24 protein-coding genes are annotated in these 23,014 nt (G+C 73.0%); 7 read left to right on the top strand and 17 right to left on the bottom strand.

The genetic code is table 11. The features are described from left to right. The first annotated feature begins 22 nt into the window (after positions 1–22). From ABT245_RS01135 to ABT245_RS01125, 3 genes are all read left to right on the top strand, one after another. Complete coding sequence (locus ABT245_RS01135) at positions 23–859, top strand: mycofactocin-coupled SDR family oxidoreductase (RefSeq protein WP_351727420.1); 837 nt, start codon at positions 23–25, stop codon at positions 857–859. A gap of 82 nt (positions 860–941) precedes the next feature. After that, positions 942–2,138, top strand: a complete 1,197-nt coding sequence (locus ABT245_RS01130; protein WP_351727418.1) for a cytochrome P450 — start codon at positions 942–944, stop codon at positions 2,136–2,138. Continuing rightward, positions 2,135–2,368 carry a ferredoxin gene (locus ABT245_RS01125; protein ID WP_351727416.1) on the top strand — a complete coding sequence of 78 codons (234 nt, stop codon included), beginning with the start codon at positions 2,135–2,137 and terminating at the stop codon, positions 2,366–2,368. The genes ABT245_RS01130 and ABT245_RS01125 overlap by 4 nt, the downstream gene beginning before the upstream one ends. Before the next feature lie 719 nt (positions 2,369–3,087). Here the strand turns inward: ABT245_RS01125 and mftF are convergent. Genes mftF through mftA form a run of 7 tightly spaced genes read right to left on the bottom strand, consistent with a single transcriptional unit; the run spans position 3,088 to position 9,247 of the window. Next, positions 3,088–4,581: a mycofactocin biosynthesis glycosyltransferase MftF gene (gene mftF, locus ABT245_RS01120; protein WP_351727415.1), complete on the bottom strand. Its 1,494-nt coding sequence runs from the start codon at positions 4,579–4,581 to the stop codon at positions 3,088–3,090. Then, entirely contained in the window at positions 4,578–5,279 is a 702-nt protein-coding gene (gene mftE, locus ABT245_RS01115; RefSeq protein ID WP_351727413.1) for a mycofactocin biosynthesis peptidyl-dipeptidase MftE, read from the bottom strand. The genes mftF and mftE overlap by 4 nt, the downstream gene beginning before the upstream one ends. Then, positions 5,280–6,482 carry a pre-mycofactocin synthase MftD gene (gene mftD, locus ABT245_RS01110; RefSeq protein WP_351727411.1) on the bottom strand — a complete coding sequence of 401 codons (1,203 nt, stop codon included), beginning with the start codon at positions 6,480–6,482 and terminating at the stop codon, positions 5,280–5,282. It abuts the gene before it with no gap. Next, positions 6,479–7,681: a mycofactocin radical SAM maturase gene (gene mftC, locus ABT245_RS01105; protein WP_351727409.1), complete on the bottom strand. Its 1,203-nt coding sequence runs from the start codon at positions 7,679–7,681 to the stop codon at positions 6,479–6,481. The genes mftD and mftC overlap by 4 nt, the downstream gene beginning before the upstream one ends. Before the next feature lie 39 nt (positions 7,682–7,720). Further along, positions 7,721–8,803, bottom strand: a complete 1,083-nt coding sequence (locus ABT245_RS01100) for an XdhC family protein (protein ID WP_351727407.1) — start codon at positions 8,801–8,803, stop codon at positions 7,721–7,723. Continuing rightward, positions 8,796–9,110, bottom strand: a complete 315-nt coding sequence (gene mftB / locus ABT245_RS01095) for a mycofactocin biosynthesis chaperone MftB (protein ID WP_351727406.1) — start codon at positions 9,108–9,110, stop codon at positions 8,796–8,798. The genes ABT245_RS01100 and mftB overlap by 8 nt, the downstream gene beginning before the upstream one ends. Next, on the bottom strand, positions 9,110–9,247 hold the full coding sequence (mftA, locus tag ABT245_RS01090; RefSeq protein WP_351727405.1) for a mycofactocin precursor MftA: 138 nt from the start codon (positions 9,245–9,247) through the stop codon (positions 9,110–9,112). The genes mftB and mftA overlap by 1 nt, the downstream gene beginning before the upstream one ends. A gap of 87 nt (positions 9,248–9,334) precedes the next feature. Here mftA and mftG point away from each other — a divergent pair, with 87 nt between their 5' ends. Continuing rightward, positions 9,335–10,864, top strand: coding sequence for a mycofactocin dehydrogenase MftG (mftG, locus tag ABT245_RS01085; protein WP_351727403.1), 1,530 nt, complete (start codon positions 9,335–9,337; stop codon positions 10,862–10,864). Positions 10,865–11,276: 412 nt separating this feature from the next. Here the strand turns inward: mftG and ABT245_RS01080 are convergent, their stop codons facing one another. The 4 genes from ABT245_RS01080 to ABT245_RS01065 form a co-directional block, all read right to left on the bottom strand. Next, the gene (locus ABT245_RS01080) at positions 11,277–12,110 is read right to left on the bottom strand and encodes a TetR/AcrR family transcriptional regulator (protein WP_351727401.1); all 834 of its coding nucleotides are present in this window, start codon (positions 12,108–12,110) and stop codon (positions 11,277–11,279) included. Positions 12,111–12,218: 108 nt separating this feature from the next. Further along, complete coding sequence (locus tag ABT245_RS01075; RefSeq protein ID WP_351727399.1) at positions 12,219–12,740, bottom strand: carboxymuconolactone decarboxylase family protein; 522 nt, start codon at positions 12,738–12,740, stop codon at positions 12,219–12,221. After that, positions 12,737–13,441 (bottom strand): SDR family NAD(P)-dependent oxidoreductase, encoded by a 705-nt coding sequence (locus ABT245_RS01070; protein ID WP_351727397.1) that lies wholly within the window; start codon positions 13,439–13,441, stop codon positions 12,737–12,739. Before ABT245_RS01070 ends, ABT245_RS01075 begins: the two co-directional genes overlap by 4 nt. Then, the gene (locus ABT245_RS01065) at positions 13,438–14,244 is read right to left on the bottom strand and encodes a TauD/TfdA dioxygenase family protein (RefSeq protein ID WP_351727396.1); all 807 of its coding nucleotides are present in this window, start codon (positions 14,242–14,244) and stop codon (positions 13,438–13,440) included. The genes ABT245_RS01070 and ABT245_RS01065 overlap by 4 nt, the downstream gene beginning before the upstream one ends. Before the next feature lie 136 nt (positions 14,245–14,380). On the opposite strand from ABT245_RS01065, the gene ABT245_RS01060 reads away from it, so the two are divergent. After that, on the top strand, positions 14,381–15,091 hold the full coding sequence (locus ABT245_RS01060) for a TetR/AcrR family transcriptional regulator (protein WP_351727394.1): 711 nt from the start codon (positions 14,381–14,383) through the stop codon (positions 15,089–15,091). Here the strand turns inward: ABT245_RS01060 and ABT245_RS01055 are convergent. The 4 genes from ABT245_RS01055 to ABT245_RS01040 all read right to left on the bottom strand — a co-directional run bounded on the left by ABT245_RS01055 (position 15,072) and on the right by ABT245_RS01040 (position 18,757). Beyond that, complete coding sequence (locus ABT245_RS01055; RefSeq protein ID WP_351727393.1) at positions 15,072–16,151, bottom strand: NAD(P)H-dependent amine dehydrogenase family protein; 1,080 nt, start codon at positions 16,149–16,151, stop codon at positions 15,072–15,074. The two genes, ABT245_RS01060 and ABT245_RS01055, sit on opposite strands and share 20 nt — an antisense overlap. Before the next feature lie 53 nt (positions 16,152–16,204). Then, the gene (locus ABT245_RS01050) at positions 16,205–16,393 is read right to left on the bottom strand and encodes a ferredoxin (RefSeq protein WP_351727392.1); all 189 of its coding nucleotides are present in this window, start codon (positions 16,391–16,393) and stop codon (positions 16,205–16,207) included. Beyond that, complete coding sequence (locus tag ABT245_RS01045) at positions 16,390–17,703, bottom strand: cytochrome P450 (RefSeq protein WP_351727391.1); 1,314 nt, start codon at positions 17,701–17,703, stop codon at positions 16,390–16,392. Before ABT245_RS01045 ends, ABT245_RS01050 begins: the two co-directional genes overlap by 4 nt. Before the next feature lie 88 nt (positions 17,704–17,791). Further along, positions 17,792–18,757, bottom strand: coding sequence for an enoyl-CoA hydratase/isomerase family protein (locus tag ABT245_RS01040; protein WP_351727390.1), 966 nt, complete (start codon positions 18,755–18,757; stop codon positions 17,792–17,794). A 78-nt stretch (positions 18,758–18,835) separates the two neighbouring features. Here ABT245_RS01040 and ABT245_RS01035 point away from each other — a divergent pair, with 78 nt between their 5' ends. Both ABT245_RS01035 and ABT245_RS01030 read left to right on the top strand, forming a co-directional pair. After that, on the top strand, positions 18,836–19,825 hold the full coding sequence (locus ABT245_RS01035) for a CoA transferase (RefSeq protein ID WP_351727388.1): 990 nt from the start codon (positions 18,836–18,838) through the stop codon (positions 19,823–19,825). Continuing rightward, positions 19,765–21,072: an amidohydrolase family protein gene (locus ABT245_RS01030; protein ID WP_351727386.1), complete on the top strand. Its 1,308-nt coding sequence runs from the start codon at positions 19,765–19,767 to the stop codon at positions 21,070–21,072. The genes ABT245_RS01035 and ABT245_RS01030 overlap by 61 nt, the downstream gene beginning before the upstream one ends. Before the next feature lie 12 nt (positions 21,073–21,084). Here the strand turns inward: ABT245_RS01030 and ABT245_RS01025 are convergent, their stop codons facing one another. Both ABT245_RS01025 and ABT245_RS01020 read right to left on the bottom strand, forming a co-directional pair. Beyond that, entirely contained in the window at positions 21,085–21,861 is a 777-nt protein-coding gene (locus tag ABT245_RS01025) for an SDR family NAD(P)-dependent oxidoreductase (RefSeq protein ID WP_351727385.1), read from the bottom strand. Between the two features lie 3 nt (positions 21,862–21,864). After that, entirely contained in the window at positions 21,865–23,013 is a 1,149-nt protein-coding gene (locus ABT245_RS01020; RefSeq protein WP_351727384.1) for an acyl-CoA dehydrogenase family protein, read from the bottom strand. Between the last annotated feature and the right edge of the window lies 1 nt (position 23,014).

Raw genomic sequence — 23,014 nt, 5'->3', positions numbered from 1 at the left:
CCATCAAGGAAACGAGGTAGTCATGTCCGGACGAGTCGCAGGCAAGGTCGCCTTCATCACCGGCGCGGCACGCGGCCAGGGACGCAGCCACGCCGTACGGCTGGCCGAGGAGGGCGCCGACATCATCGCCGTCGACGTGTGCAAGCAGCTCGACGGCGTGCAGTTCCCCATGTCCACGCCCGAGGACCTGGAGGAGACGGTCAACCGGGTGCAGAAACTGGGCCGGCGCATCATCGCCGTACAGGCGGACGTGCGCGACCACGACGCGCTCAGGTCGGCGGTGGACCACGGTGTGGCCGAACTCGGCCGTCTGGACATCGTCGTGGCCAACGCGGGCCTCGGCAGCGACGGCAGCCGGCTCGATGCCATGTCCGAGAAGACCTGGCGCGACATGATCGACGTCAATCTGACCGGCGTATGGCTGACCACCAAGGTGGCCACCCCGCACCTCCTCGCGGGCGGTCGCGGCGGATCGGTCGTTCTGACGAGTTCCGTCGGAGGACTCAGGGGCCACGCCAACATCGGGCACTACATCGCCGCCAAGCACGGTGTGGTGGGACTCATGCGCACCCTCGCCTGGGAGCTGGGAGAACATGGCATACGCGTCAACTCGCTGCACCCCACCCAGGTGAACACGCCGATGGTGATGCACGAGGGCACCTACCGTATGTTCCGCCCGGACCTGGAGAACCCCACCGTCGACGACTTCGCGGCGGTGTCGCAAGGCATGCACCTGCTGCCCACTCCGTGGGTGGAGCCGCTGGACATCAGCAACGCCGTCCTGTTCCTGGCCTCCGAGGAGGGCCGCTTCGTGACCGGTGTGACCCTGCCGGTCGACGCCGGCGCCATGCTCAAGTGAGCCGCCGGACACCGGCCGCAGCGGCGAGAACGAGGCACGCGGCCGGCCCAGAACCCCTCGCACACCGTCAGGAGGTGTGTTCGTGACCACTGCCGACACGATCTACTGGGACCCCTACGACCCCGCCCTCGCGCGCGACCCCTACCCCGTGTACAGCCGGCTGCGTGAGGAAGAGCCGCTCTACTACAACGACAAGCACGACTTCTACGCCGTCAGCCGGTTCGCCGACTGCCAGCGCGGCCTCGCCGACTGGCAGACCTTCTCCTCGGCGCGGGGAGACATCCTGGAGATCATCCAGGCGAACATCGACCTTCCGCCCGGCACCCTCATCTTCGAGGACCCTCCCGTCCACGACATCCACCGCCGTCTGCTCGCCCGGGTGTTCACACCACGCCGGATCGCCATGCTGGAGCCGCGGGTACGGGCCTTCTGCCGGCGGGCGCTGGAGCCGGTGACCGGCGCCGAGCGGTTCGACCTCGTCGAGGCCGTCGGCGCTGAGATGCCCATGCGGGTGATCGGGATGCTCCTCGGCATCCCGGAATCGGACCAGCCGGCCATCCGCGACCGTACGGACGAGACGCTGGGCACCGAGGACGGCGGAAAGATCAACCAGGAGGACATCCTCAGCACCGAGGCGTTCCGTGACTACATCGAGTGGCGCAAGCAGCATCCCTCGGACGACCTCATGACCGAGTTGATGACCGCCGAGTTCGAGGACGAGCGGGGGACCACGCGCACGCTCACGGACGACGAGGTCCTCACCTACTGCACCGTGGTGGCCGGCGCCGGGAACGAGACGACGGGACGCCTCATCGGCTGGTTCGGCGCCCTGATGGCCCGTTATCCCGAGCAGCGCCGGGAACTGGTGGCCGACCCGTCCCTCATCACGAACGCGATCGAGGAGATCCTGCGTTTCGAGCCGACCGGCCCGTTCACCGCGCGCTATGTGACCGAGGACGTGGAGCTGTACGACCGGACCGTGCCGGCCGGGAGCGCCGTCCTGTTCATCCAGGCCGCCGCCAACCGCGACCCCCGGCGCTTCTCCGACCCGGACCGGTTCGACATCCACCGGGTCACCCAGCACATGACCTTCGGTGTCGGCGCCCACTACTGCCTGGGCGCGGCCCTGGCCAGGCTGGAGGGCCGGGTGGCGGCGGAGGAGATCCTGGGGCGCTTCCCGGCCTGGGACGTGGACTGGGACCACGCGGAACTGGCGCAGACCTCGACCGTGCGCGGCTGGAAGACGCTGCCGCTCGTCATCGAAGGAGCGTCGCGGTGACCGATCACTGGAAGGTCGCAGTCGACCCGCGGGTCTGCGTCCGCACGGGGCTGTGCGCGGCCTCCGCGCCCACGGAGTTCGAACTGGACCGCAACGGCCGGGGACGCGCGCGGTCCGAGACACTGCCGGCTTCCGAGGTGGTGCTGGAAGTGGCCGAGTCGTGCCCCATCGAGGCGATCTCGATCACCGACGCGGACACCGGAAGAGGGATCTTTCCGCCGGAGCCATGAGCGAGCGGCCGTACGGCACACGGCCCAGCGGGCGCCGCGCCACTTCACCCCGATTCCGCCCGGGGCGCCGGGCCCTGTCGCTCCCGGGGGAGGAAACGCCTGCCGCGCAAGCGGTCACCCACGCGCCGCGAGCACCGTCTGGAGCCCGCGGCCGGTGGAGAGTTGGGGGTCCGTCGGCCATACGCCGCGAGCACCGTCTGGAGCCCGCGGCCGGTGGAGAGTTGGGGGTCCGTCGGCCATACGCCGCGAGCACCGTCTGAAACCCGTGACCGGTGGAGAGTCGGGGGTTCATCGGCCATGTGGCGTGCGTCGACCGCGACGCGGATCGGCTGTGACACCTCGCTCGGCGTCGCGGGACCCGGTTTCCACGAGCCCTGGACCAATGGCGGCCGGGTGTGCGGCCCAAGTGTGCGATCCGCTGCTCTCGACCGTACGGAGTGCTCCCGCGTCCAGGACACCACCGTACGGCCGCGGAGCGGAAGGAACGTCAGCTGAGCAATGTCGCGACGTGGCTCTCTCGCACCGGTGTCCGGCCCGCCGCACGCGGCAACCGGAAGGTGTTCACCGCGCCGCTCCTGCCGGACGGCACGAGTGGTCTGGCCGAGTGTGCTGCCTCGGCGCGGACAACCGGCCCGCGCGGCGACGCCATCGGCTCCGGCCGGCACCCGGGAAAGGACCGGCCGAGCAGGCGTCCGCGTCCACCGGGTGGCCCCGGGAACTCATGTGCTTGACGTCTCCTGACCGTTGTGTCGGCGTGCCGGCGGGGTGCGCCGGGCGGTGGGCCGGTGTGGGAACGGCAGGCGTACGTTCGGCAGCAGCGGGGCGAGTGATCGGTGGCGCCAGGCCGAGGCGGTCACACCGGTGCCGTACGCCAGGTCGTCGAGGCATCTGAGGGCCGTCCACCGTCCGAGGTCCAGGGCGGGGCCGCGCATGGCCCACTCCGCGACGACGGGGGCGAGCATGGCGGCCGAGGCCAGGCGGGCGGCCCTGCTGCGGTGCGCCGCCCCGAGACACAGCAGCCCCAGCGGCCACCACTCGCGGCGCAACGCAAGACCGAGCGTGGCCGTGTCGGCGGCCAGGCCCTGACCCACCACGGACGCGCTCAGTCCCGTCGCGCCCGGCGTCCCCTTCAGGCGGTGCCGTAGCAGCGCCGTGGCCAGCAGGGTGCTCAGGACCGCCGAGCGCGGGTGCCCCCCGGCGACGCAGGCCAGGGTGAGGAGGTTCCAGGCGGAGGGCCGGGCCGGTGCGAGCCTGCCGGGGTGGCGGTCGGCCAACGGCGCGGCGGACGTGCCGTACTCATGGCGGCGCCGCGCCCAGTCACGCGGGCCGAGCCGGGGCGTGTGGACGACGCGGGCCCGCGGCTGGTACCGCACATGCAGGCCGCGGTCGTGCAGCCGCCAGACGAGGTCGACATCCTCGCCGAGCCGCAGATCCTCGTCGAAGGCGCCATCGCCCAGCATGTCCCTGCGGACGAGGAGCGTGGCGGTCGGTACGAAGCCGACCCGCGCGCCGGGACGCACCAGCGCCTGGCCCTGCCCCAGGTCGAGGGCGGAGCGCGCGGCCTCGTAACGGGCGAGCAGACCGGTCGGGCGCAAGGGCACGGCCGGCACGATCCGCGGGGCGACGGCGGCGACCTTCGGGTCGTCGAAGGACGGGACGAGGATGTCGAGCCAGCCGTCCTCGGGGCGGCAGTCGGAGTCGACGAACGCGACCAGCGGGCTACGGACCAGAGCCAGACCGGTGTTGCGGGCCGCCGCCGGGCCACGGTTGACCGCGTGGCGCACCAGGCGCGCTCCATGAGCCTCGGCGGCGGCGCGCACCGGCGCGGGGTCGGGCGAGCCGTCGTCCACGACGATGACCGGCAGGCCCCGCAGCGAGGCCAGGCAGCGGTCCAGTTCCGCCGGCCGCCCGAAGGCGGGGACCACGACCGTCACCGGATGCGGACCCGGCCGGGGCGCCGGTACCGGGTGGGCCAGCCCCCGGTCGAGCAACTGCCGGGCCAGGACGCGCCCCACCGTCGTACCGGGGGAAAGACCGGTCCGCCCGGCGCGACGCAGAGCGGCGAGATGGGGGAGTGCGGCCTCCTTGAAGAGGGCGACTGCCCACGGGGCGCCGCCGGTCACCACCCGCCCTCCCGCCCGGAAGACGAGGCCGCGGTCGAGTGCGACCGGCAGCCCGCTCGGCGCCGGTGACGACGGTGCGTTCACACTCATCGCATCAGCCTCCCCAGGCCGTCGACGCGCCAGGCCGTGATCCGCCCGGCCACGTCCGACGCCAACTCCCTCAGCATTCGGCCCCCTTGGTCCGCGCTCGCCCCGGTCGGATCGCCCAGCACGCCGGTGGGAGACACCGAGCGGACCCCGCCGGCCCGCAACCGGGGCATGATCGCCGCGAGCGGCCGGCGCTCGCCGGGGGCGGCCCGTGCCATGAGCACCCGTTCCGGGGCGAGGTGCAGCAGCAGCGAAGTCTCCGTGACACCGGCGTGCGCGTCGCCGCCGGGGACGTCGCAGCCGGTCCAGGCGACGTCGTGCCCCTCGCGGCGCAGCGCGCCGACGGCCGCCTTCAGCGTCTCGTGGTTGCCGCCGTGCCCGTTGACGAACGCGATCCGGCCGGCCCACAGGGCCAGCGAACGCACCGTTTCGACGAGCACGGCCCACAGGGCCTCATGGCCGAGGGAGACGGTGCCCGGGAACCCCGCGTGCTCCCCGCTCGCCCCGTACGGGAGCGCCGGCGCCACCAGTGCCGTACCGGGCAGGAGACCGGCGGCCTGTTCCGCCACGGCCCGTGCGATCACGCTGTCGGTGGACAGGGGCAGATGGGGGCCGTGCTGCTCGGTGGAGCCGAGCGGGACGAGGACCAGGGCGCCGCACGGAACATCGGGCCAGAGCGTGTCCGCGAGCCGGCCGGGCACTCAGCGCCCCGCGGCCGGGCCGCCGCCGAGCCGCACGGTGAATCCGGGCGGCACATACAAGTCCTTGGGGCCCAGTTCGTGGACCGAGGAGCGGCCGAGTCCCAGGACCGCGGAGTCCAGGCCGCCGCGCAGGATGTCGAGGACGTTCTCCACACCGGCCTGGCCGTTCGCGGCCAGCCCCCACAGATAGGCGCGGCCGATCAGCACGGCCCGCGCGCCGAGGGCGAGCGCCTTGGCGACATCACCGCCGCGCCGCACTCCGCCGTCGAGCAGCACCTCGATCTCGTCCCCGACCGCCTCGGCGATCGCGGGCAGCAGGCGGACGGTCGCGGGTGTGGTGTCCAGGTTGTTGCCCCCGTGATTGGACACGGAGATCGCGTCCACCCCCGCGTCGACCGCCCGCCGCGCGTCGTCGACCCGGCACACCCCCTTCAGCAGGAACGGCCCGCCCCACTCCTCCCGCAGCCACTTGACGTCGTCCCATGTCGGTGGCGGGGTTCCCATCCACTCCCCGTACGCCCCGAAGAACGTCGGCGCGGGCCGTCCCGGCGCCGCCAGGTTCGGCACGGTCAGCTCCGGTACGCCGCCGGAGCGCGCGAACCGCCACGACCAGGCGGGCCGGGCGAGGACCTGGGGCGCCATCCGCAGCGCCGTCCGCACGTCGATCCGCTCCGGGATCCGCGGACTGCCCCAGTCGCGGCCCTGCGAGAACGACCAGTCCAGGGTCGCGATGAGCGCCTTCGCCCCGGCCCGGCGCGCCCGGTCCATCCGTTGCAGCATCACCTGGCGCTCGCCGCTCCAGTACACCTGGAAGAACACCTTCGGATGGGCCGCGCAGACCTCCTCCACCGGCTTGCTCGCGAACGAACTCAGCCCCATGATCACACCTCGGTTCGCCGCGGCCCGGGCGACGGCGACCTCGCCGTCCGGATCGACCGCCTGGACGCCGGTGGGGGAGACGACCACCGGGAAGGAGGTCTCCACCCCCATCACCGTCGTGGCCAGTTCACGGTGGCCGTGATGTCCGGCCACGCGTGGTGCGAAGCCGAGGTCGGCGAAGGCGGCGGTGTTGTCGCCGGCCGTCCGGCCGCGTTCGGACCCGGCCAGCAGCGCGCCGTAGACACTGGCGGGCAGGCGCCCGCGTGCCCGGCGCTGCGCCTCGGCGACCGTTTCGAACCAGGGATTCCTGCGGAGGGGACTCATCGCGTGTGCCTCCTTGGCGGCCGTGACCCGGACACGGGATTCTCGTCGCAGACGGATACGGGCGGCCGGCGGGTCAGGGGGACGAGGACCGGCCGGGAGTGATCGGCGCCGGGGCGTGGCAGGTGTGCGCGGTCGGCGGGACGTCGCGCCAGAAGCTCCTCCCCGAAACCGCGCACACACTCGGGGTCCGGGCCGTTCAGCGGCAGGCCGGTGAAGAACTTGGCGGCCATGCAGCCGCCCTTGCAGGTGTCGTAGAAGGCGCACGACGCGCAGGCCCCGCCCGCCTGCGGCGCCCGCAGACGCCGGAAGAGGGGCGCGGTACGCCAGACCCCGGCGAAGCCGCCCGGATCGCGGACGTTCCCCGCGAGGAAGTCCTCGTGGATCGCGAACGGGCAGGCGTACACATCACCGACCGGGTCGATCAGACACACCACGCGCCCGGCCCCGCACAGGTTCAGCCCCGGCAGGGAGCGTCCGTACGCGGACAGATGGAAGAAGGAGTCCCCGGTCAGTACGTCGTCGCCGTGGGCGAGCAGCCACTCGTACAGCTCCCGCTGCTGCGCGGGTGTGGGGTGCAACTCGTCCCAGACGTCGGCGCCGCGTCCCGACGGCCGCAGCCGGGTCAGCCTCAGCTGCGCGCCGTAGCGGTCGGCGAGCCGCTTGAACTCCTCGATCTGGGGGATGTTGTGGCGGGTGCACACCACCGACAGTTTGACGCCCCGCACGCCGGCCTCGGCGAGGTTGCGCAGGGCCCGCACGGCGGTGGCGTACGAACCCGGCCCGCGCAAGGCGTCGTTGACCTCCGCGGTCGCTCCGTCGAGCGAGATCTGGACGTCCACGTAGTCGTCGGCGGCGAGCCGCCGGGCGGCCTCGGGGGTGATCCGCACCCCGTTGGTGGAGAACTTGACGCCGACGTGGTGGGCGGTGGCGTGGTCGAGCAGATCCCAGAAGTCGGGGCGCACGGTCGGCTCGCCGCCGCCGATGTTGACGTAGAAGACCCGCATGGCCTCCAGCTCGTCGATGACGGCCCTGGCCTCGGCCGTGGTCAGCTCCCGCGGATCGCGTCGCCCCGAACCGGACAGGCAGTGCGCGCAGGACAGATTGCAGGCATAGGTCAGTTCCCAGGTCAGGCAGATCGGCGCGGCGAGACCTGACTCGAACAGCTCGGTCAGGCGCCGTGGCTTCGCGGGGACGGTCATGGGCACCGGCTCCTTCGGGTCGTGGGGTCTCAGGCACGTTCAGGCGCGCACGGCGGTGTCGCCCGGTTGGTCGTGGTGGAGGGGCCCGCCGGTGCTCCGCAGGGGCAGCGCGCTGCCGCCGCGGCGGGCGGCGACCGTCTCGGCGGCGATCGCCACCGCGGTCTCCTGCGGGGTGCGCGCACCGAGGTCCAGCCCGATGGGGGAGTGCAGAAGCGCCAGTTCCCGGTCGGTGAGCCCGGCCTCACGCAGCCGGGCCAGCCTCTCCTCGTGCGTCCTGCGTGAGCCCATGGCGCCCACATAGGCGACGGGCAGGCGCAGGGCCACTACCAGCAACGGCACGTCGAACCTGGGCTCGTGGGTGAGCACCACGACCAGTGTGCGCGGGTCCGTCGTGGTGGACGCCAGGTAGCGGTGCGGCCAGTCGACCACCACCTCGTCGGCGTCCGGGAAACGCGCGGGTGTGGCGAACACCGGGCGGGCGTCGCAGAGCGTCACGCGGTAGCCGAGGAACCTCCCGACGGACACCACGGCCCCGGCGTGGTCACTCGCGCCGAAGACCAGCATGCGCGGCCGGGTGGTGTACGAGGCGATGAAGACCTCCGTGCCCGGCCGGCAGCGGACCGCGCGGATCCCGTGGGCCCCGACGCCCAGCATGGCCCTCGCCTCGGCGACGACCGCGGCGTCGACCTCCGCCGAGCCCACACTGCCGTGGTGGACGTCCGGGCCGACCGCCACCGTGGCGCCCCGGCTGTGGAGGAGATGGGCCACGGCCACCGGCCGGGAACCGGCCACCGCCCGGACGACCTGGGGCCCGGGCTGCGGCTGTACGAACACCTCGATCGTCCCGCCACAGGTCAGCCCGGCCTCCAGGGCGGTGCCGTCGGAGTAGCCGAAGCTCTCCCGTACCGCGACGCCGCTGTGGATGACCTCGCGGCACCGCTCGTACACCGCGCCCTCGACGCACCCTCCGGACACACTGCCCAGTGCCTCCCCGTTCTCGGCGACGGCCATGGCCGCCCCCGGCCGGCGGGGCGCGCTGCCGGTCACCGCGATCACGGTGGCGACGGCATAGCGCAGCCCGGCCCGGTCCCAGGCCGAGAGCCCCGCGGCGATCTCACGCATGCACCCGCTCCGGCCGGGGGGACGCCGGTGCGCCGGACGTCCGGTCGACGAGCATGCCGGTTGCGGCCAGCGAGGCCAACGCCGCCTGGAACAAGGGAAGTTCACCGTTCAGGACGCCGCAGGACACGCAGGCCGACCGTGCCGAGGGCGCGTCGGACAACCGGCGGACCACCTCGACGAGCCGGGGGTCCTTGAGGAACGTCAGCCGACGGGCCCCGAAGTGGTAGAGCAGCGCGCCGAACGGCTCCGGGCGCAGCGCGACCCGGGGGTGCAGCGCCCAGGCGCGGTCGGGGTCGAAGCCGGGCATCAGTAGACGCCGCACATGCCGTCGATGGAGACGTCCTCGATCAGCGAGTCCGCGAGGACGTCCGCATCGGGGGCGTGGTCTTCCGGGGTGTCCGTGCGCTCGGTCCTGTCCGCGTCCCCCGCGTTCGTCTCTCCCATGGAAGCTCCTGCGCGTCAGCTAGATAGGGTAGTTCTCCAATACCGAGAACTATATTTCCGTCATGCGTGGAAGGGAACCCCAAGGCGGTGCGGAACCCAGACGTTGTGGTGGTGGGCGCGGGAGCCGGCGGCGCCGTGCTGGCGGCACGGCTCAGCGAGGACCCGGGCTGCGAGGTGCTGCTGCTCGAAGCCGGACCGGTGCCCCGGCACGGGTTCGCGCACAAAGCGCTGGACGCCCGGCTGGTCCCGGGCGCGCAGCCCGGCCACCCGTATGTGCGCCCTGTTCCGGTACGGCTCACCCCCGACCGCCGGTACACCGCGCCGAGGGGCCGGGTGCTCGGCGGCTCCACGACCGTCAACGGCGGCTACTTCGTGCGGGCGCGGCGGGCGGACTTCGCGCGGTGGGCCCGGGCGTGCGGCGATCCGCGCTGGTCGTACGAGCGGGTGCTGCCGTCGCTGCGGGCGCTGGAGACCGACCTCGACCACCCGGACGACCCCGGGCACGGGACCACCGGACCTGTCCCGGTCCTGCGGACCTCCCTGGCCCACCCGGCGGCGGCCGCCTTCGTCGCGGCCGCCGGCGAGCTGGGTCATCCCCCGGAACCCGACAAGAACGCGCAGGACCCTCCCGGCATCGGCCCGGTGCCGACGAACACGCTCGGCGGCCTGCGCGTCAACGCGGGTCTGGCCTTTCTGCCGGGTGCCCTCGACCGGCCCAACCTCACCGTGCGCGGCGGCAGTACGGTCCGCTCGGTCGTCATCGCCCGGGGGCGCGCGACCGGGGTGGTCGTCGAGACCGACGGGCGGCGCACCGTCGTCGCGGCCGGTGAGACGGTGCTGTGCGCCGGGGCCCTCGCCACGCCGCACCTGCTGCAGCTGTCCGGGGTCGGCCCCGGGGCCCGGCTCGCGCGGCTCGGTATCCCGGTCGCGGCGGACCTGCCCGCCGTGGGCGCCGCGCTCAGCGATCACCCCCAGGTGGCCCTGGCATGGCGCCCCCGGCGGCCCCTGGCCGACCCCGTGGGCACCTGGCTCGGCGGTGCGCTGCATCTGACGTCCTTTGCCGGTGAGCCGGGCGTGGGAGACCTGGAGATCCTGCAGTCGCTGCTGCCCATGGCCGCCCTGACCGGTGGGACCACCACGGCCGGGCAGGCGCCGCAGGTGCTCCTGGTGTCCGTGCAGACACCCCGAAGACGCGGCGGGCTGCGCACCGTGTCCGCCGACCCGGACGTCCCGCCGTGCGTCGACCTCGGCTACCTCGGGACCCCGGCCGACCTGGGCGGTCTGCGCGAGGCCGTGCGGGCCGCGGCGGACGTGGTCGGCACGGGGGCGTTCGCCGAGGTCTGCGCGGGACTGTCCGATCCGGGGGCCGGCGTCCTCGATGACGACCGCGCCCTGGACGGCTGGATCCGGGCGCGCCTGGGCACCGCCCAGCACACCTGCGGCACCGTACCGATGGGTCCCTCGGGGGCGGTCGACGCCCACGGGCGGGTGCACGGCATCGCGGGCCTGCGGGTCGCCGACACCTCGATCCTGCCGGACGCGCCGTCACGCGGCCCCGCCGCGACCGCCGTCCTCATCGGGGAACTCGCCGCCGGCTCCCTGCGGCGCGGCGCCTGAGGCGGGCGCGGACCGCGGACCTGGGCCCGGTGCCGTGCCGCAGCTGAGGTGTGAGGCCGTGGGCCGGCCGCAGTGGACCGCGAGTGCCGTCGCCAGTGTCGCGCTCGACGACTCGCCCGTCCCGCTGCGGACCCATGTCACCGCCGCGCCGCACTCCGGCGACCTCACCGGCAAGGAGATGGACGAGATCGTGCTCCAGTTCGCCGCGTACTGCGGTTTCGCGAAGGGGTACGCACTCGCCGACGCGGTCGAGACGGCCTGGGCGTCCGGGCCGAACCGGCCGTGGGCCCACTGCCGTTCGGCAGCCGCAGGGGCGCGCAGAACTGCGCGGCCGGCCACGACGCTGCCGCGGACGCCCGCCGGCGCATCGCGGCATGTCCGGCGGAGCACTCGACCCCGCGCATCCTCCCTGTCAGGCCTTGCCGCGCGAGGCGCGGGGCGGAGCGGTCCTGGCCGCCGTGCCCCGCGAGGACGCCGCCTTCTTGGCGGGGGCCTTCTTCGCCGCGGTCTTCTTCGCCGTGCCCGCCGGGGCCTTCGCGGTCGTGCGGGCCGGGCTCTCCACGGATGCCGGGGATCCCGCCGGGCCGGTGATGCCGCCCAGGCAGAACTCCCACACCTCCTCGGCGGTGATGGGGGAGGGCAGGCCCCCGACCGGGGTCGTGGGGGCCTGGGGCGTGAACATCGCCGTCTGCATGACCAGGGACGCGGTGCGGCGCGGCTTGGCGGCGACGGCCTGGCCCGCCTCGACGGCCCCCTCCACCAGCTCGGTGAAGAAGCCGAGCAGCGGCAGATGGGCGGTCGCCACCTGGTCCGGGTGGCTGACCAGCAGCTGAATCGCGAAGTCCGTGAACAGCGCGGACTGTCCGCCCGGTCCGGGCTGCGAGGAGCGGTAGAGCAGATCGACCGCGATGCGCAGCCGGTCCAGCGGATCCCGCCCCGCCGCGGCCTTCTCCCGGATCTCGGCGGCCGACCTGGACAGGGCGTCCTCGAAGAGGGCGAGCAGCAGTTCGTGTTTGCCGTCGAAGTGCTGGTAGAAGCTGCGCAGCGACTGGCGGGAGCGCTCCACGACCTCCTGCACGGTGAAGTCGGTGGTGCCCTTGTCGGCGATCAGTTCCTGTGCCGCGTCCAGGAAGCGCTGCACGCGCTGCTCGGCGCGCAGCTTCGCGGCACGCGTGGAACGCTCGACGGCGCGCTGCCGCCAGGCGGGCTCGGGGGACTCGACGGGCTCTGCGGGGACCTCGCTCATGAGTAGAACGGTACTCCACGCATGTGAAAAGCGAGGACCGCCCCCCTACCGCATCACGCTCCACGAGAAGCAAGACTCCAAGTTCCTGTATACGAGAACGCTGTTCTTTCAGCGGCTCATCCCCCCGTCGTCCATGCCCGGATCGGGCTCCACCCCGAAGGCGTTGTAGACCATGGCCAGCAGGGCGTATGTGCCGACCGTGAACACGAAGTCCATCAACTGCCGCTCGTCGAGTTCCTTCGCCAGTTCGGCATAGGTCTCCTCGGAGAGAGCGGACGTGGCGGTGAGTTCGTCCACGGCCCGGTTGACCAGGGTGCCCGTGCCACGGCGCACCTGCTCCAGCTCTTCCTCGCTCACGCCCGCCTGACGTGCCGTCAGCACATGATGGGCCCACTCGTACCGGCAGCGGTGCCGCCAGGCGGTCCTGAGGACCGTCAGCTCGCGCGTCTTCGCGGGCAGGGTGCTGCGGTACGCCAGTTGTGTGCTGAAGGCCAGGAACGACTTGGCCAGGCGCGGGTGGTTCAGCAGCAGACCGAGGGCGTTGGACGGGGGGACCGTAGGCCCGCCCGTGAGGGGGCGCAGGACGTCGGGGTCCCACTCGTCGTAGGGAACCGGGGACAGCCGCGTCATGTGTTGCGTCCTCCGTTCACACCGATGATCTGGCCGGTGACATAGCCGGCTTCCTCGCCGACCAGGAACGCGCAGGCCGCCGCGATGTCCTCCGGCCGGCCCACCCGGCGCACCGGGGTGCGCGCGATGTGGTCCTCGATGGTGCCGCCGAGCCGCTGGTTGCGCTCGGCGGTGCGCAGCATCGGTGTGTCCACGAATCCGGGCGGGATCGCGTTGACGGTGATGCCCTTCGGGCCGAGTTCCAGTGCGAGGGACTTGGTCAGGCCGTTCACCGCGGACTTGGCGGCGACGTAGTGCGCCATGAACGGCTGGCCGGAGTGCGTGCTGGACGAGGAGATGTTCACGATGCGGCCCCAGCGGGCTTCGGTCATGTCCGCAAGCACCGACTGCACACAGTGGAAGACCCCGTTGAGGTTGATGTCGAGGACCCGTTGCCAGTCCCGGAAGTCCAGATCGGCGAAGCGGGTGAAGCCGTCCCTGCCCGCCGCGTTGACCAGTACCTGGATAGGACCGAGGCGCTCGCGCACCGTGTCCATGGCCTTGTCGACCTGGCCGCGGTCGGTGACGTCGGCCGTGAGGGTCAGACCGTCCTCGGCGGGGGCCAGGTCGAGCACGGCGACCCGCATGCCGTCCGCGGCGAGCCGGCGCGCGATCGCCCGGCCGATCCCGGACGCCCCGCCCGTCACCACGGCGGTCCTCATGCGAACGCCTCGTCGCCGACGATGGTCGTACGGTGCAGCAGCCGCTCGGAGTCCTCGGCGTACGGCAGCGCCCGGTGCAGGATGCCGGTGTTGTCCCACACCAGCAGGTCGCCGACCGCCCAGTCATGGGCGTAGCGGAAGCGCTCCTGTGTCGTCCACTCCAGCAACTCGTCCAGCAGGGCGCGGCTCTCGGCGGGGTCCATGCCGACGACGTGGTCCGCGGTCGCGCCCGTCACCAGCGAGCGGCGGCCGTCCCGGCGGTGCCACACCAGAGCCGTCTCATGGGTGGGCAGGGCGCGCCAGCCGGCCAGCTCCTTCTGGGTCGGACGCGGGTCCACCAGACGCTGGGAAGCCTCGAAGCTGTGCACCACACGCAGGTTCTCGTAGCGTTCGCGGTCCTTGTCCGGCAGGTTGTCGTACGCCGCGTAGGTGCTGGCGAACTCCGTGCCGCCGCCGGCCGTGGCCACATGCCGGGCGGTGAGCGTGGCCGCCTTGATCGGTACGTCGTCGCTGGTGCCGTCGAGGTGCCAGTGGAAGGCACCCTTGAGGTACTTGGCGGTGCGGCTCTTGGCGGGGTTGACGGAGATCGGGAAGATCTCCTGGCCGCGCAGTGCGACGACTTCGCCGAGCGAGCGGCTGAACGCCAACTGCCGCTCGTCGTCCAGGTGCAGCCCACGGACGAGGAGCACGCCCCGCCATGTCAGCGCCTCGACGCAACGGTGGAGGAAGACGCTGTCGAGGGGGTCGGTCACTCCGGTGAACTCCACCCCGAGCGACGGGCTCAAGGTCTTCGATGCGATCATGGAAACTCCCCTTCCTTATTTGAGAATCATATTCTCAACTCTTGTCGGTCAGGAAGCCCCGCGCAGGAGGGGTACTCATCGGTGGCGCGGCAGTTACTGTGTGCGGGCACCTGTCCGGCGGAGGAAGGGGCCACACGTGAGGTCGGCGCGGCGTGAGCAGATCCTGGAAGCGGCGCTGGAGGTCTTCGCCGCACGCGGTGTCAAGGGCGCTTCGATCGACGCGGTCGCCGAGCGGGCCGGCCTGACCCGGCAGGGTGTCCTGCACTACTTCCCGAGCAAGAAGCGGCTGCTGCTGGAACTCCTCGCCTTCCGGGAGCGGCTCAACCGGGAGCACTTGGCCGACCGCCCGGCGGACGGCGACTGGGCCGCCGACCTCGCCGAGGCCATCGCCTTCGAGCAGGAGCATCCGTCCTTCGCGCGGGTGCACAGCGTGGTCCTGGCCGAGGCGGTCACCGGGCAGGAGCCGGCCGCCGGATACGTCCGTGAGCGCTGCCGCAGCCTCCAGGACCTCCTCACCACATACCTGGCCGGGCGGTACGGGCAGCGGCTGCCGAGCGGACTGAGCGCGCCGACCGCCGCTGCCGCCGTGCTCGCCCTGATGGAGGGCGTCCACCAGCTGTGGCTGGTCGACCACGAGGCGGAACGCTACCCGCCGATCGTACGGGAGGCCGTGTCCGTGCTGCTCGGCTCGGACCGCGCCGACACCCCGCTGCCCGCGGACCCGGAGGAGAGGCCGACGGCGATGAAGGAACAGCCGCGGGTCGAGCCGGGCCGCCCCGCGGCGAACCCCGCCCACACCGCCGGCGTCACCGAGAAACCACCGTCGGTCAGGCGAGCACCGCGGTGAACGGGGGCAGCTCCGGGGTCGTACGGATGCCGGGGGCCGCCGCGCAGACGGCGTTGACGGCGTTGACGGCCCGGTGGGCGGTGTAGCCGGGAAAGACGGCGCCCATCCGGTCGACGGGCACGGGGAAGCGCATGTCGATGTCGACAGGCGCGTCCCCGTCGACGGTCAGGTGCCAGCCGGTGGGGCGGACGTCCCAGGCGGGGGCGAGGTCCGTGGTGCAGTACCAGGTCGCGTCGAACCGCAGCAGCGTACGGCCGTCGCGCACACCGGACAGCGTCATCCGCTGCGCGGCCACCGTCCCGGCCCGCAGGCTCCCCGCGGCGATACGGGTCGTGCGGGCGGCGGTGGCGAGCCGCCCGTGTGCCTCGACGGCGTCGAGGGGCAGGCCGAGGGCGTCGGCGACCAGACGCAGGGACGGGCCGAAACTCGACCGGACCTGCGTGAGACGGCGCCGGTCGAACTCGGTGGTCGGGGCTCGGCCGAAGCCCATCACATCGAACAGCAGCCCGGGTGAGTCCCGTCGGGACAGGTCGGCGTACTCGTGGATGGTCAACGTGTTCAGCCGGCGCTGGAGGGAAGCCAGGACGAGCGGCACCGCCTCGGTGATGAACCCCGGGCTGCTGCCGGTGCTGTGGATCGAGGTACCGCCCCGCTCGCAGGCCCTTTCGACGCGTTCCCGGTCGGCGGGATCCAGGCCGGCCGGGCGGTGGAACACACCGCATGTGCTCACCACGTTCGCGCCGGACGCGAGCAGGGCGCACACCTCGTCGTGGTCATGGGAACGCGGCATGTACAGCACGCAGTCGGCGCCGAGACCCAGGATCTCCGCGCGGTCGTGGGTGGTGGTGACACCGGTCGCGCCCATACCGCACAGCTCGCCGGCATCACGCCCGGCCTTGTCCGGGGCGTGGACGTACACACCCGCCAGTTCCAGGTGCGGATGGTCGAGGACGGCGCGAAGCGATCGTGTGCCGATGGTGCCCGTGGCCCACTGGACGACGCGCAGCCGCCTCGGTCGTTCCGTGCGGTGAGAGTCGGGCCGGGGGCCGGGGTACTGCATGTCCACCACCTTGTCGTCGGGACACGGGATCGGGTCGGCGGGTGCGGGCCGTCTCAGTCCACCGCGACGGCGCGCTCCGGGCAGCTCGCCGCCGCGGTGCGCGCCGCCGGCTCGTACTCGGGTGGGACGTCAGGGAGCAGGACGACGGCGTACCCGTCGTCGCCGAGGTCGAAGACCTCGGGGCAGACAGTGGAGCAGACGCCGTGTCCGCGGCAGCGGTCCTCGTCGACGGCGGCCCTCATCGGGTGCTCTCCTGGGCCCGGGTGAACTCCAGGTGGAGGCGGGTCAGGCCCCGCAGCATGTAGGTCGGCAGATACCGGTAGCGGCGCGCGTCCGCGGGACCGTGCAGGCGCTCGGAGATCCTGATGTCCCTCGTGCGGTCCAGCAGGCGCTCGACGGCCACGCGCGCCTCGGCCCGTGCGAGCGGTGCGCCGGGGCAGGTGTGGATGCCGCGGCCGAAGGAGATGTGGTGCCGGGCGTTCGGGCGTGCGGGGTCGAGGACGGCGGGGTTCTCGAAGCGGCGCGGGTCACGGTTGGCCGCTGCGCTGACCACCATGAGCGTGGTGCCGGCCGGGACGGCGACACCGCCGACCGTGGTGGGGACGCGGGAGAGGCGGAAGTCGCCTTTGACCGGACTTTCCGTACGCAGCGTCTCCTCGACGAAGTTGGGGATCAGGGCGCGTTCCCCGCGCAGCAGTTCCTGGATGTCGGGGCGTTCGGCGATCACCATGAGAGCGGAGCTGAGCAGACGGACGGTGGTCTCCTGCCCGGCGGAGAAGAGATTGGCGGCCACCCGCACCGCGTCGGCGACCTCGGGCAGGGACCCGTCGGGGAACGTGGCGGTGGCGAGGCCGGTCAGTACGTCGTCGCGGGGTTCTCGGCGCCGGTCCTCGATGTAGTGCGCGAACCGGCCGTACAGGAACTCCAGCGGCGCGTGCGCGAGCGTGTCGTCGCCGGTGCTGCCGATCGCACCGCCTCTCCGAGGCCGGCGCTGGAGCCGGTCGAGGAACTCCTCCCGGTCCTCCTCGGGCACACCGAGCAGATCGGCGATGACGAGAAGTGTGAAGGGCCCGGCGAACTCGCCGATGAACTCGCCCTGTTCGCGGGCCAGGAAGGTGTCGAGCAACCGGTCGGCGATCTCCCAGAGGGCCGACTCGTTCTGCTTGAGGCGCTTGGGAGTGATCAGCCGCATCAACAGCCCGCGATGCGCGGTGTGCACGGGCGGGTCGAGCGTCGGCAACTGGTCGCTCATCGGGAGTTCCTCGCGGTGCCGCTCGATGAGGTCGCTCACGTCGTCCCCTTCGAGCGGCACCGGAAAGCCGGGAAAGGGTCCCGTCACCGACACGCACGCGGAGAACGTCCCGGAGTCCTGGAACACCTCGACCGCTTCGTCGTATCCCGTCACCATGACCACGCCGTGGTGGGGTTCGCGATGCACGGGGCACCGCGCGCGCAGTGCCTCGAAGTAGGGGTACGGATCCGCCACCAGCGCGTCGTCGCGGAAGAAGTCGATCGCGTCGATGTCGTCGGACGGCTCGTCGTAGCGCGCCACTGGCCCGCCTCCTTCATGGTGCGACGGCAGCACGGAACGGTCATTGCATTCTCTCTGAAGAGAATCTAGTTCTCAAAGCCCGGGATCGCTAGTCACCTGCGCCGGTCCGGGTGGCGCGGGCGAGGCCCGGCCCTTCGTCGATCGCGTCGACCAGCCCCCAGCGCTGTGCTTCCACGGCCGTCAAGGAGGCACCGGTCAGGGCCAGATACGCGGTGCGCTCCCGTCCGACGCGGACCGGGAGGCTCGCCGTCCCACCCGCACCGGGGATCAGTCCCATCCCGATCTCCGGCAGCCGGATCACCGTGTCCGGCGCGGCCGTCACCCGCCCCGCGAACGCCGCCAGTTCGATACCCGCCCCGACACAGGCGCCGTGCAGGTGGGCGGTCACCTTGGACGCGCACCTCTGGAGCAGCGCGGCCGGACTGCGGTGCACCCGCACCCGATGGGCCGCGGCCGGATCGCGCGCCGTGCCGAACTCGGCGAGGTCACCCCCGCCGCAGAAGGCGGGACCGCTGCCGTACAGGTCCACGCGGGCGATCGTCGGGTCCGCCACGGCGACCTCCAGCGCCTCGCACAGCGCGTCCCGCGTGGCCGCGTCGAAGGCGTTGCGCACCCAGGGCCGCTCCAGCGTGACGGCGAGCCGGTCGCCGTCGCGACGGAGCCGGACGGGCCGGGCGGCGGGCCGGGGGGTGCGGGCGGGCGCCGAGGCCAGCCAGGCCCGGAACACCGCTCCGGCCTGCAAGGCGGAGTAGGCGAGGGATTCGACGATCAGCCGGTCGGGCGGAGCGAGAGCGGGACCCAGGCGGAGCACCTGGACGAGCGCGAGACAGGCGTCGGGCCGCCGGGTGACGGTCTTTTGGAGCTGATGTGCGGTGGTGTACGGATCCGCGGACGGTACCCAAGGGCGCGGCGGGTCGGCGGCGGCCGTGATGAGCACGTCGAACTCCCCGTCCACAGGCCGCGGTTCGGCCGCCACGGCGACCCGCACCCGCTGGCCTCCGGGCGCGGCGGGCGGCGCGCGGTCCAGATCGACCAGCAGGAAGGGCGGCTCCATGGCCAGCGGAGTGTAATCTTGCCCCAGCTCTTGGAGAAGGGGGTTCGCGCATTGAAGAACGCCGCTCTCGATGCTTGGATGAGCACCGTCGAGCCCCTCCTGGGCCCGCTCTCCGCCGTCGTGGACGACTTCTCGGGCCTGACCGGAGTCACCGTCGACCTGCCCACCACGCTGTTCCTGCGCGCCCGGCTCGCCGGATACGCCCTGCCCGGCAGGTCGTCGGCGGGCGGCTCGTGCCGCCTTGTCGCGACCGCCGACGGCTGGGGCGCGGTCAATCTGGCACGTCCCGACGACCACGCGTCCCTTCCCGCCCTGCTCGCGCTCCTCGGCGCACCCCACGCGGACCTGGCGACGGCCGCGCGGCGCGGCACGGCGGTCGAACTGGCCCGCAGCGCCCAGCTGCTGGGCATCGCCGCCGCGGCGCTCGGCTCGGCCCGCGGCGACCGCGCACCCGTACGCGTCGAGCGCCATGGGGAACGCCGGCCGCGCACGCTCGCCGGCCTGCGGGTCGTCGACCTGTCCGCGCTGTGGGCCGGGCCCCTGTGCGCACGGTTGCTGGGGCTTGCAGGGGCGCACGTGACGAAGGTGGAGAGCACGACGCGGCCCGACGGGGCCCGCTTCGGGTCTGCGGCCTTCTACCGCCGGCTGCACGAGGGGCACGAGCGCCTGGTGCTCGACTTCGCCTCGGGCGTCCTGGCCGCCACGGTCGCCGACGCCGACATCGTGATCGAGGCGTCACGGCCGAGAGCACTGCGCCGCCTCGGGGTGCGCGCCGAGGAGTTCCTGGCCGCACGCCCCGGCCGGATCTGGGTCGGCATCACCGGGTACGGCCGCGCCGACGACCGTATCGCCTTCGGTGACGACGCCGCGGTCGCCGGCGGACTTACCGGCCGCGACGCCCACGGCGACCCGGTGTTCCTCGGAGACGCGCTCGCCGACCCCGTCAGCGGCCTGTACGCCGCCCATGCCGTCGCCCGCGCCGTCGCCCGGGGAGGCGGGGAACTGCTGTGTGTGTCCATGGCGGCCTGCGCGGCCTCGCTCTCGCCGGGCCCGGTGCGGCCGTGCTGATCAGGGACGTGGAGATCGAGGGCCGAGGCCGGGTGGACGTACGCGTCACGGGCGGCCGGATCGCCGCGGTCGGGCCGCGTCTGGCGGGCCCTGCCGACGTCGACGGGCGCGGCGGGGCGCTGCTGCCGGGCCTGCACGACCATCACATCCATCTCGCGGCGCTGGCGGCCGAGGCGTCCTCGGTGCGGGTCGGCCCGGCCGACGTGGGCGGACGCGACGGCATGGCGGCGGCGCTGCGGGCCGGAGCGCCCGGGGAGTGGGTGCGGGCCACCGGCTACCACGAGAGCGTCGCCGGGGCCCTGGACCGGTGGGCGCTGGACGCGATCGTGCCCGACCGGCCGGTCCGGGTGCAGCACCGCAGCGGCGCCCTGTGGATCCTCAACAGCGCCGCCCTGCGGGCGGCCGGGCTGGACAACGGCGGTGGCGACGGGTGCTTGTGGCGAAAGGACGAGCGGCTGCGGTCCTTCGTGCCGCCCGTACCGCTCGACCTGGCCGGGCTCGGCCGGCGGGCCGCGCGGCTCGGCGTCACCGGCTTCACCAACGCCGACCCGCACCCCGCCGCGGGCCTCAGGCAGCTGCTGTCCGTGCTGCCCCAGCGGCTCGTCGTCATGGGCGTCGATGCGCCGGTGAAACTGATGCTGGACGATCCGGTTCTGCCCACCCCCGCGGACCTGGCCGCCACCGTGGCCGGACTGCGGCCCCGGCCGGTCGCCGTGCACTGCGTCACCCGGGTACAGCTGATCGTGACGCTGCTCGCGCTTCAGGAGGCGGGCCCGGTCGAGGGGGACCGGATCGAGCACGGGTCCGTGATCCCGGCGCAGACCGTGCCGTGGCTGCGGCGACTCGGCGTGACGGTGGTCACCCAGCCGCACTTCCCGGTCGAGCGAGGTGACACCTACGCCACCGACGTCCACGCCGACGACCGCCCGCACCTCTACCGCTGCCGGAGCCTGGCCGAGGCGGGCGTCCCCGTGGCCGCCGGAACCGACGCGCCGTACGGCACCCATGACCCCTGGGCGGCCATGCGGGCCGCCGTGGCACGCCACGACGGGGAGGGCGTCACACCGCGGGCGGCCCTGCGGCTCTTCCTGGGCTCGCCCCGCCGCCCCGGCCGGGTCCGGAAGCTGACCGTCGGCGCTCAGGCGGACCTGTGCCTGCTGCACGTGCCGCTGCACGAGGCCCTGGATGCGCTGTCCGCCGACGTGGTGCGGGCCGCCTACGTCGGCGGCCGGCCGCTCCTCCCTTGACCCGACCGCCGTTCACACGCTGTAGCCGCCGTCCACCCCCAGCGCCTGTCCGGTGATGAACCCGGCCCGGTCCGAGGCGAGGAACGCGACCGCCTCCGCGATGTCCTCGGCCCGTCCGAAGCGGCGGAGCGGGATGTTGCGCCGGGTGACGGCGAGGGCTTGCGGGGAGAGTTCACCGGTGCTGACGAGCCGGCCCGCGATGCCGTCCGTGAGCATGCCGGGAGCCACACAGTTGACGCGGACTCCGTAGCGGCCCTCCTCGGCGGCCAGGGCCCGTGCGACCGCCTCGACGGCCCCCTTGGTGCCCGAGGACAGCCCGTCGCGGACCGGGAAGCGGCGGGTGGCGACCGTCGTCACGGCCACCACATTGCCCCGGCTCTGCCGCAGCAACGGCAGCGCCGGATGGACGAGGTTGAAGAACGCCACCGCGTCGGCTTCGAGCTGCGCCCGGTACTGACCGGGTGTCACCTTGCTGAGATGGGTCATCGGTACATGCGGTCCGGCCGCGTACACGAGGGTGTGCAGGCCGCCGCCCGCCGTGGCGAGTTCGGTGACGGCCCGCGCCGCGGCCTCCTCGTCGGTGAGGTCCAGACGCAGTGAGCCGACGCGGCGCCCGTACGCCCCCACCTCGTCGGCGAGGGCGGACGCGGCCTCCTTGCGGGAGTGATAGGTGAAGGCGACGGTGCTGCCACGCTCGGCGAGCAGCCGGACGACGGCCGCTCCGATGCCGCCGGTGCCGCCCGCGACAAGGGCGATGCCCGGCCGGTGGGAGAAGTCGTCCACGGACATGTCTCACAGCCCCAGGGACTTGGCGATGATGACCTTCATGACCTCACTGGTCCCGGCGTAGATGCGGGTGATGCGCGCGTCCGCGTACAGCCGCGCGATCGGATACTCCAGCATGTAGCCGTATCCGCCGAAGAGTTGAAGACACCGGTCCACGGCGCGGGCCTGCGTCTCGGTGCAGAACAGCTTGACCTTCGCGGCGTCCGCCCCGGACAGCCGGCCCTCCACCAGTTCCAGGACGGCCCGGTCGAGCATGCTCTGCGCGGCCTCGACCTCGGCGGCCACGGCGGCCAGTTCGAACTTCGTGTTCTGGAAGGAGGCGACCGGCCTCCCGAACACCCTGCGCTCCTTGACGTAGGCGATCGTCGTGTCGAGCGCGGCCCGGGCCTGCGCGACCGAGCCGACCGCGACGGTCATCCGCTCCTGGGGCAGGTTGTGCCCGAGGTACTCGAACGCCCTGCCCTCCTCGCCGAGCCGGTTGGCGACGGGCACCCGGACGCCGTCGAAGGACAGTTCCACGGTGTCCTGCGCCTTGATGCCCATCTTGTCCAGCGCCCGGCCGCGCGTGAACCCGGGCATGCCGTCCTCCACGACCAGCAGGGTGAGCCCCGCCCTGCGGTCGTCCGGGTCGGTGCAGGTGCGCGCCACCACGATCACCAGGTCGGCGAGCAGCCCGCCCGTGATGAAGGTCTTGGCCCCGCCCAGGACATAGCAGTCCCCGTCGCGCACGGCACTCGTACGGATCCCGGCGAGGTCGGAGCCGGTGCCGGGCTCGGTCATCGCGATCGCCGTCAGCAGCCGGCCGGAGGCCAGGCCGGGAAACCAGCGCTCGCGCTGCCCGTCGTCCGCGTAGGCGAGGAAGTACGGCAGCACGACGTCCAGTTGGGTGCGGACGGTGCCCAGGGTGACCAGGCCGCGGGCCGCCTCCTCCTGGAGGACGACGTTGTACCGGTAGTCGCGCTGCCCGCCCCCGCCGTACCGTTCCGGGATCGCCACGCCCAACAGGCCCAGGGACCCGAGCCGTTCGAAGAACGCCCGGGGCAGCCGCCCCGCCTCCTCCCACGCGGCGTAGTGCGGCACCACCTCCTTGGCCACGACGTCCCGCACCAGCTCACGGAACGCCTCGTGGTCGGCGGTGAACAGATTCCGTCGCACG

The sequence above is a fragment of the Streptomyces sp. NPDC001508 genome, from assembly GCF_040298665.1.
Classification (GTDB): Bacteria; Actinomycetota; Actinomycetes; order Streptomycetales; family Streptomycetaceae; genus Streptomyces.
Note: the sequence above shows the minus strand (reverse complement) of the source record. Positions and strands in the feature narration are given on the sequence as shown.

What these genes read in the sequence shown, in the direction of transcription:
- ABT245_RS01135 (WP_351727420.1), top strand. Translation starts at nt 23, where the DNA reads ATGTCCGGACGAGTCGCAGGCAAGGTCGCCTTCATCACCGGCGCGGCA.
- mftF (WP_351727415.1), bottom strand. Translation starts at nt 4,581, where the DNA reads ATGAGTGTGAACGCACCGTCGTCACCGGCGCCGAGCGGGCTGCCGGTC.
- mftD (WP_351727411.1), bottom strand. Translation starts at nt 6,482, where the DNA reads ATGAGTCCCCTCCGCAGGAATCCCTGGTTCGAAACGGTCGCCGAGGCG.
- mftC (WP_351727409.1), bottom strand. Translation starts at nt 7,681, where the DNA reads ATGACCGTCCCCGCGAAGCCACGGCGCCTGACCGAGCTGTTCGAGTCA.
- ABT245_RS01100 (WP_351727407.1), bottom strand. Translation starts at nt 8,803, where the DNA reads ATGCGTGAGATCGCCGCGGGGCTCTCGGCCTGGGACCGGGCCGGGCTG.
- mftB (WP_351727406.1), bottom strand. Translation starts at nt 9,110, where the DNA reads ATGCCCGGCTTCGACCCCGACCGCGCCTGGGCGCTGCACCCCCGGGTC.
- mftA (WP_351727405.1), bottom strand. Translation starts at nt 9,247, where the DNA reads ATGGGAGAGACGAACGCGGGGGACGCGGACAGGACCGAGCGCACGGAC.
- ABT245_RS01080 (WP_351727401.1), bottom strand. Translation starts at nt 12,110, where the DNA reads ATGAGCGAGGTCCCCGCAGAGCCCGTCGAGTCCCCCGAGCCCGCCTGG.
- ABT245_RS01075 (WP_351727399.1), bottom strand. Translation starts at nt 12,740, where the DNA reads ATGACGCGGCTGTCCCCGGTTCCCTACGACGAGTGGGACCCCGACGTC.
- ABT245_RS01070 (WP_351727397.1), bottom strand. Translation starts at nt 13,441, where the DNA reads ATGAGGACCGCCGTGGTGACGGGCGGGGCGTCCGGGATCGGCCGGGCG.
- ABT245_RS01065 (WP_351727396.1), bottom strand. Translation starts at nt 14,244, where the DNA reads ATGATCGCATCGAAGACCTTGAGCCCGTCGCTCGGGGTGGAGTTCACC.
- ABT245_RS01055 (WP_351727393.1), bottom strand. Translation starts at nt 16,151, where the DNA reads ATGCAGTACCCCGGCCCCCGGCCCGACTCTCACCGCACGGAACGACCG.
- ABT245_RS01050 (WP_351727392.1), bottom strand. Translation starts at nt 16,393, where the DNA reads ATGAGGGCCGCCGTCGACGAGGACCGCTGCCGCGGACACGGCGTCTGC.
- ABT245_RS01040 (WP_351727390.1), bottom strand. Translation starts at nt 18,757, where the DNA reads ATGGAGCCGCCCTTCCTGCTGGTCGATCTGGACCGCGCGCCGCCCGCC.
- ABT245_RS01035 (WP_351727388.1), top strand. Translation starts at nt 18,836, where the DNA reads ATGAGCACCGTCGAGCCCCTCCTGGGCCCGCTCTCCGCCGTCGTGGAC.
- ABT245_RS01025 (WP_351727385.1), bottom strand. Translation starts at nt 21,861, where the DNA reads ATGTCCGTGGACGACTTCTCCCACCGGCCGGGCATCGCCCTTGTCGCG.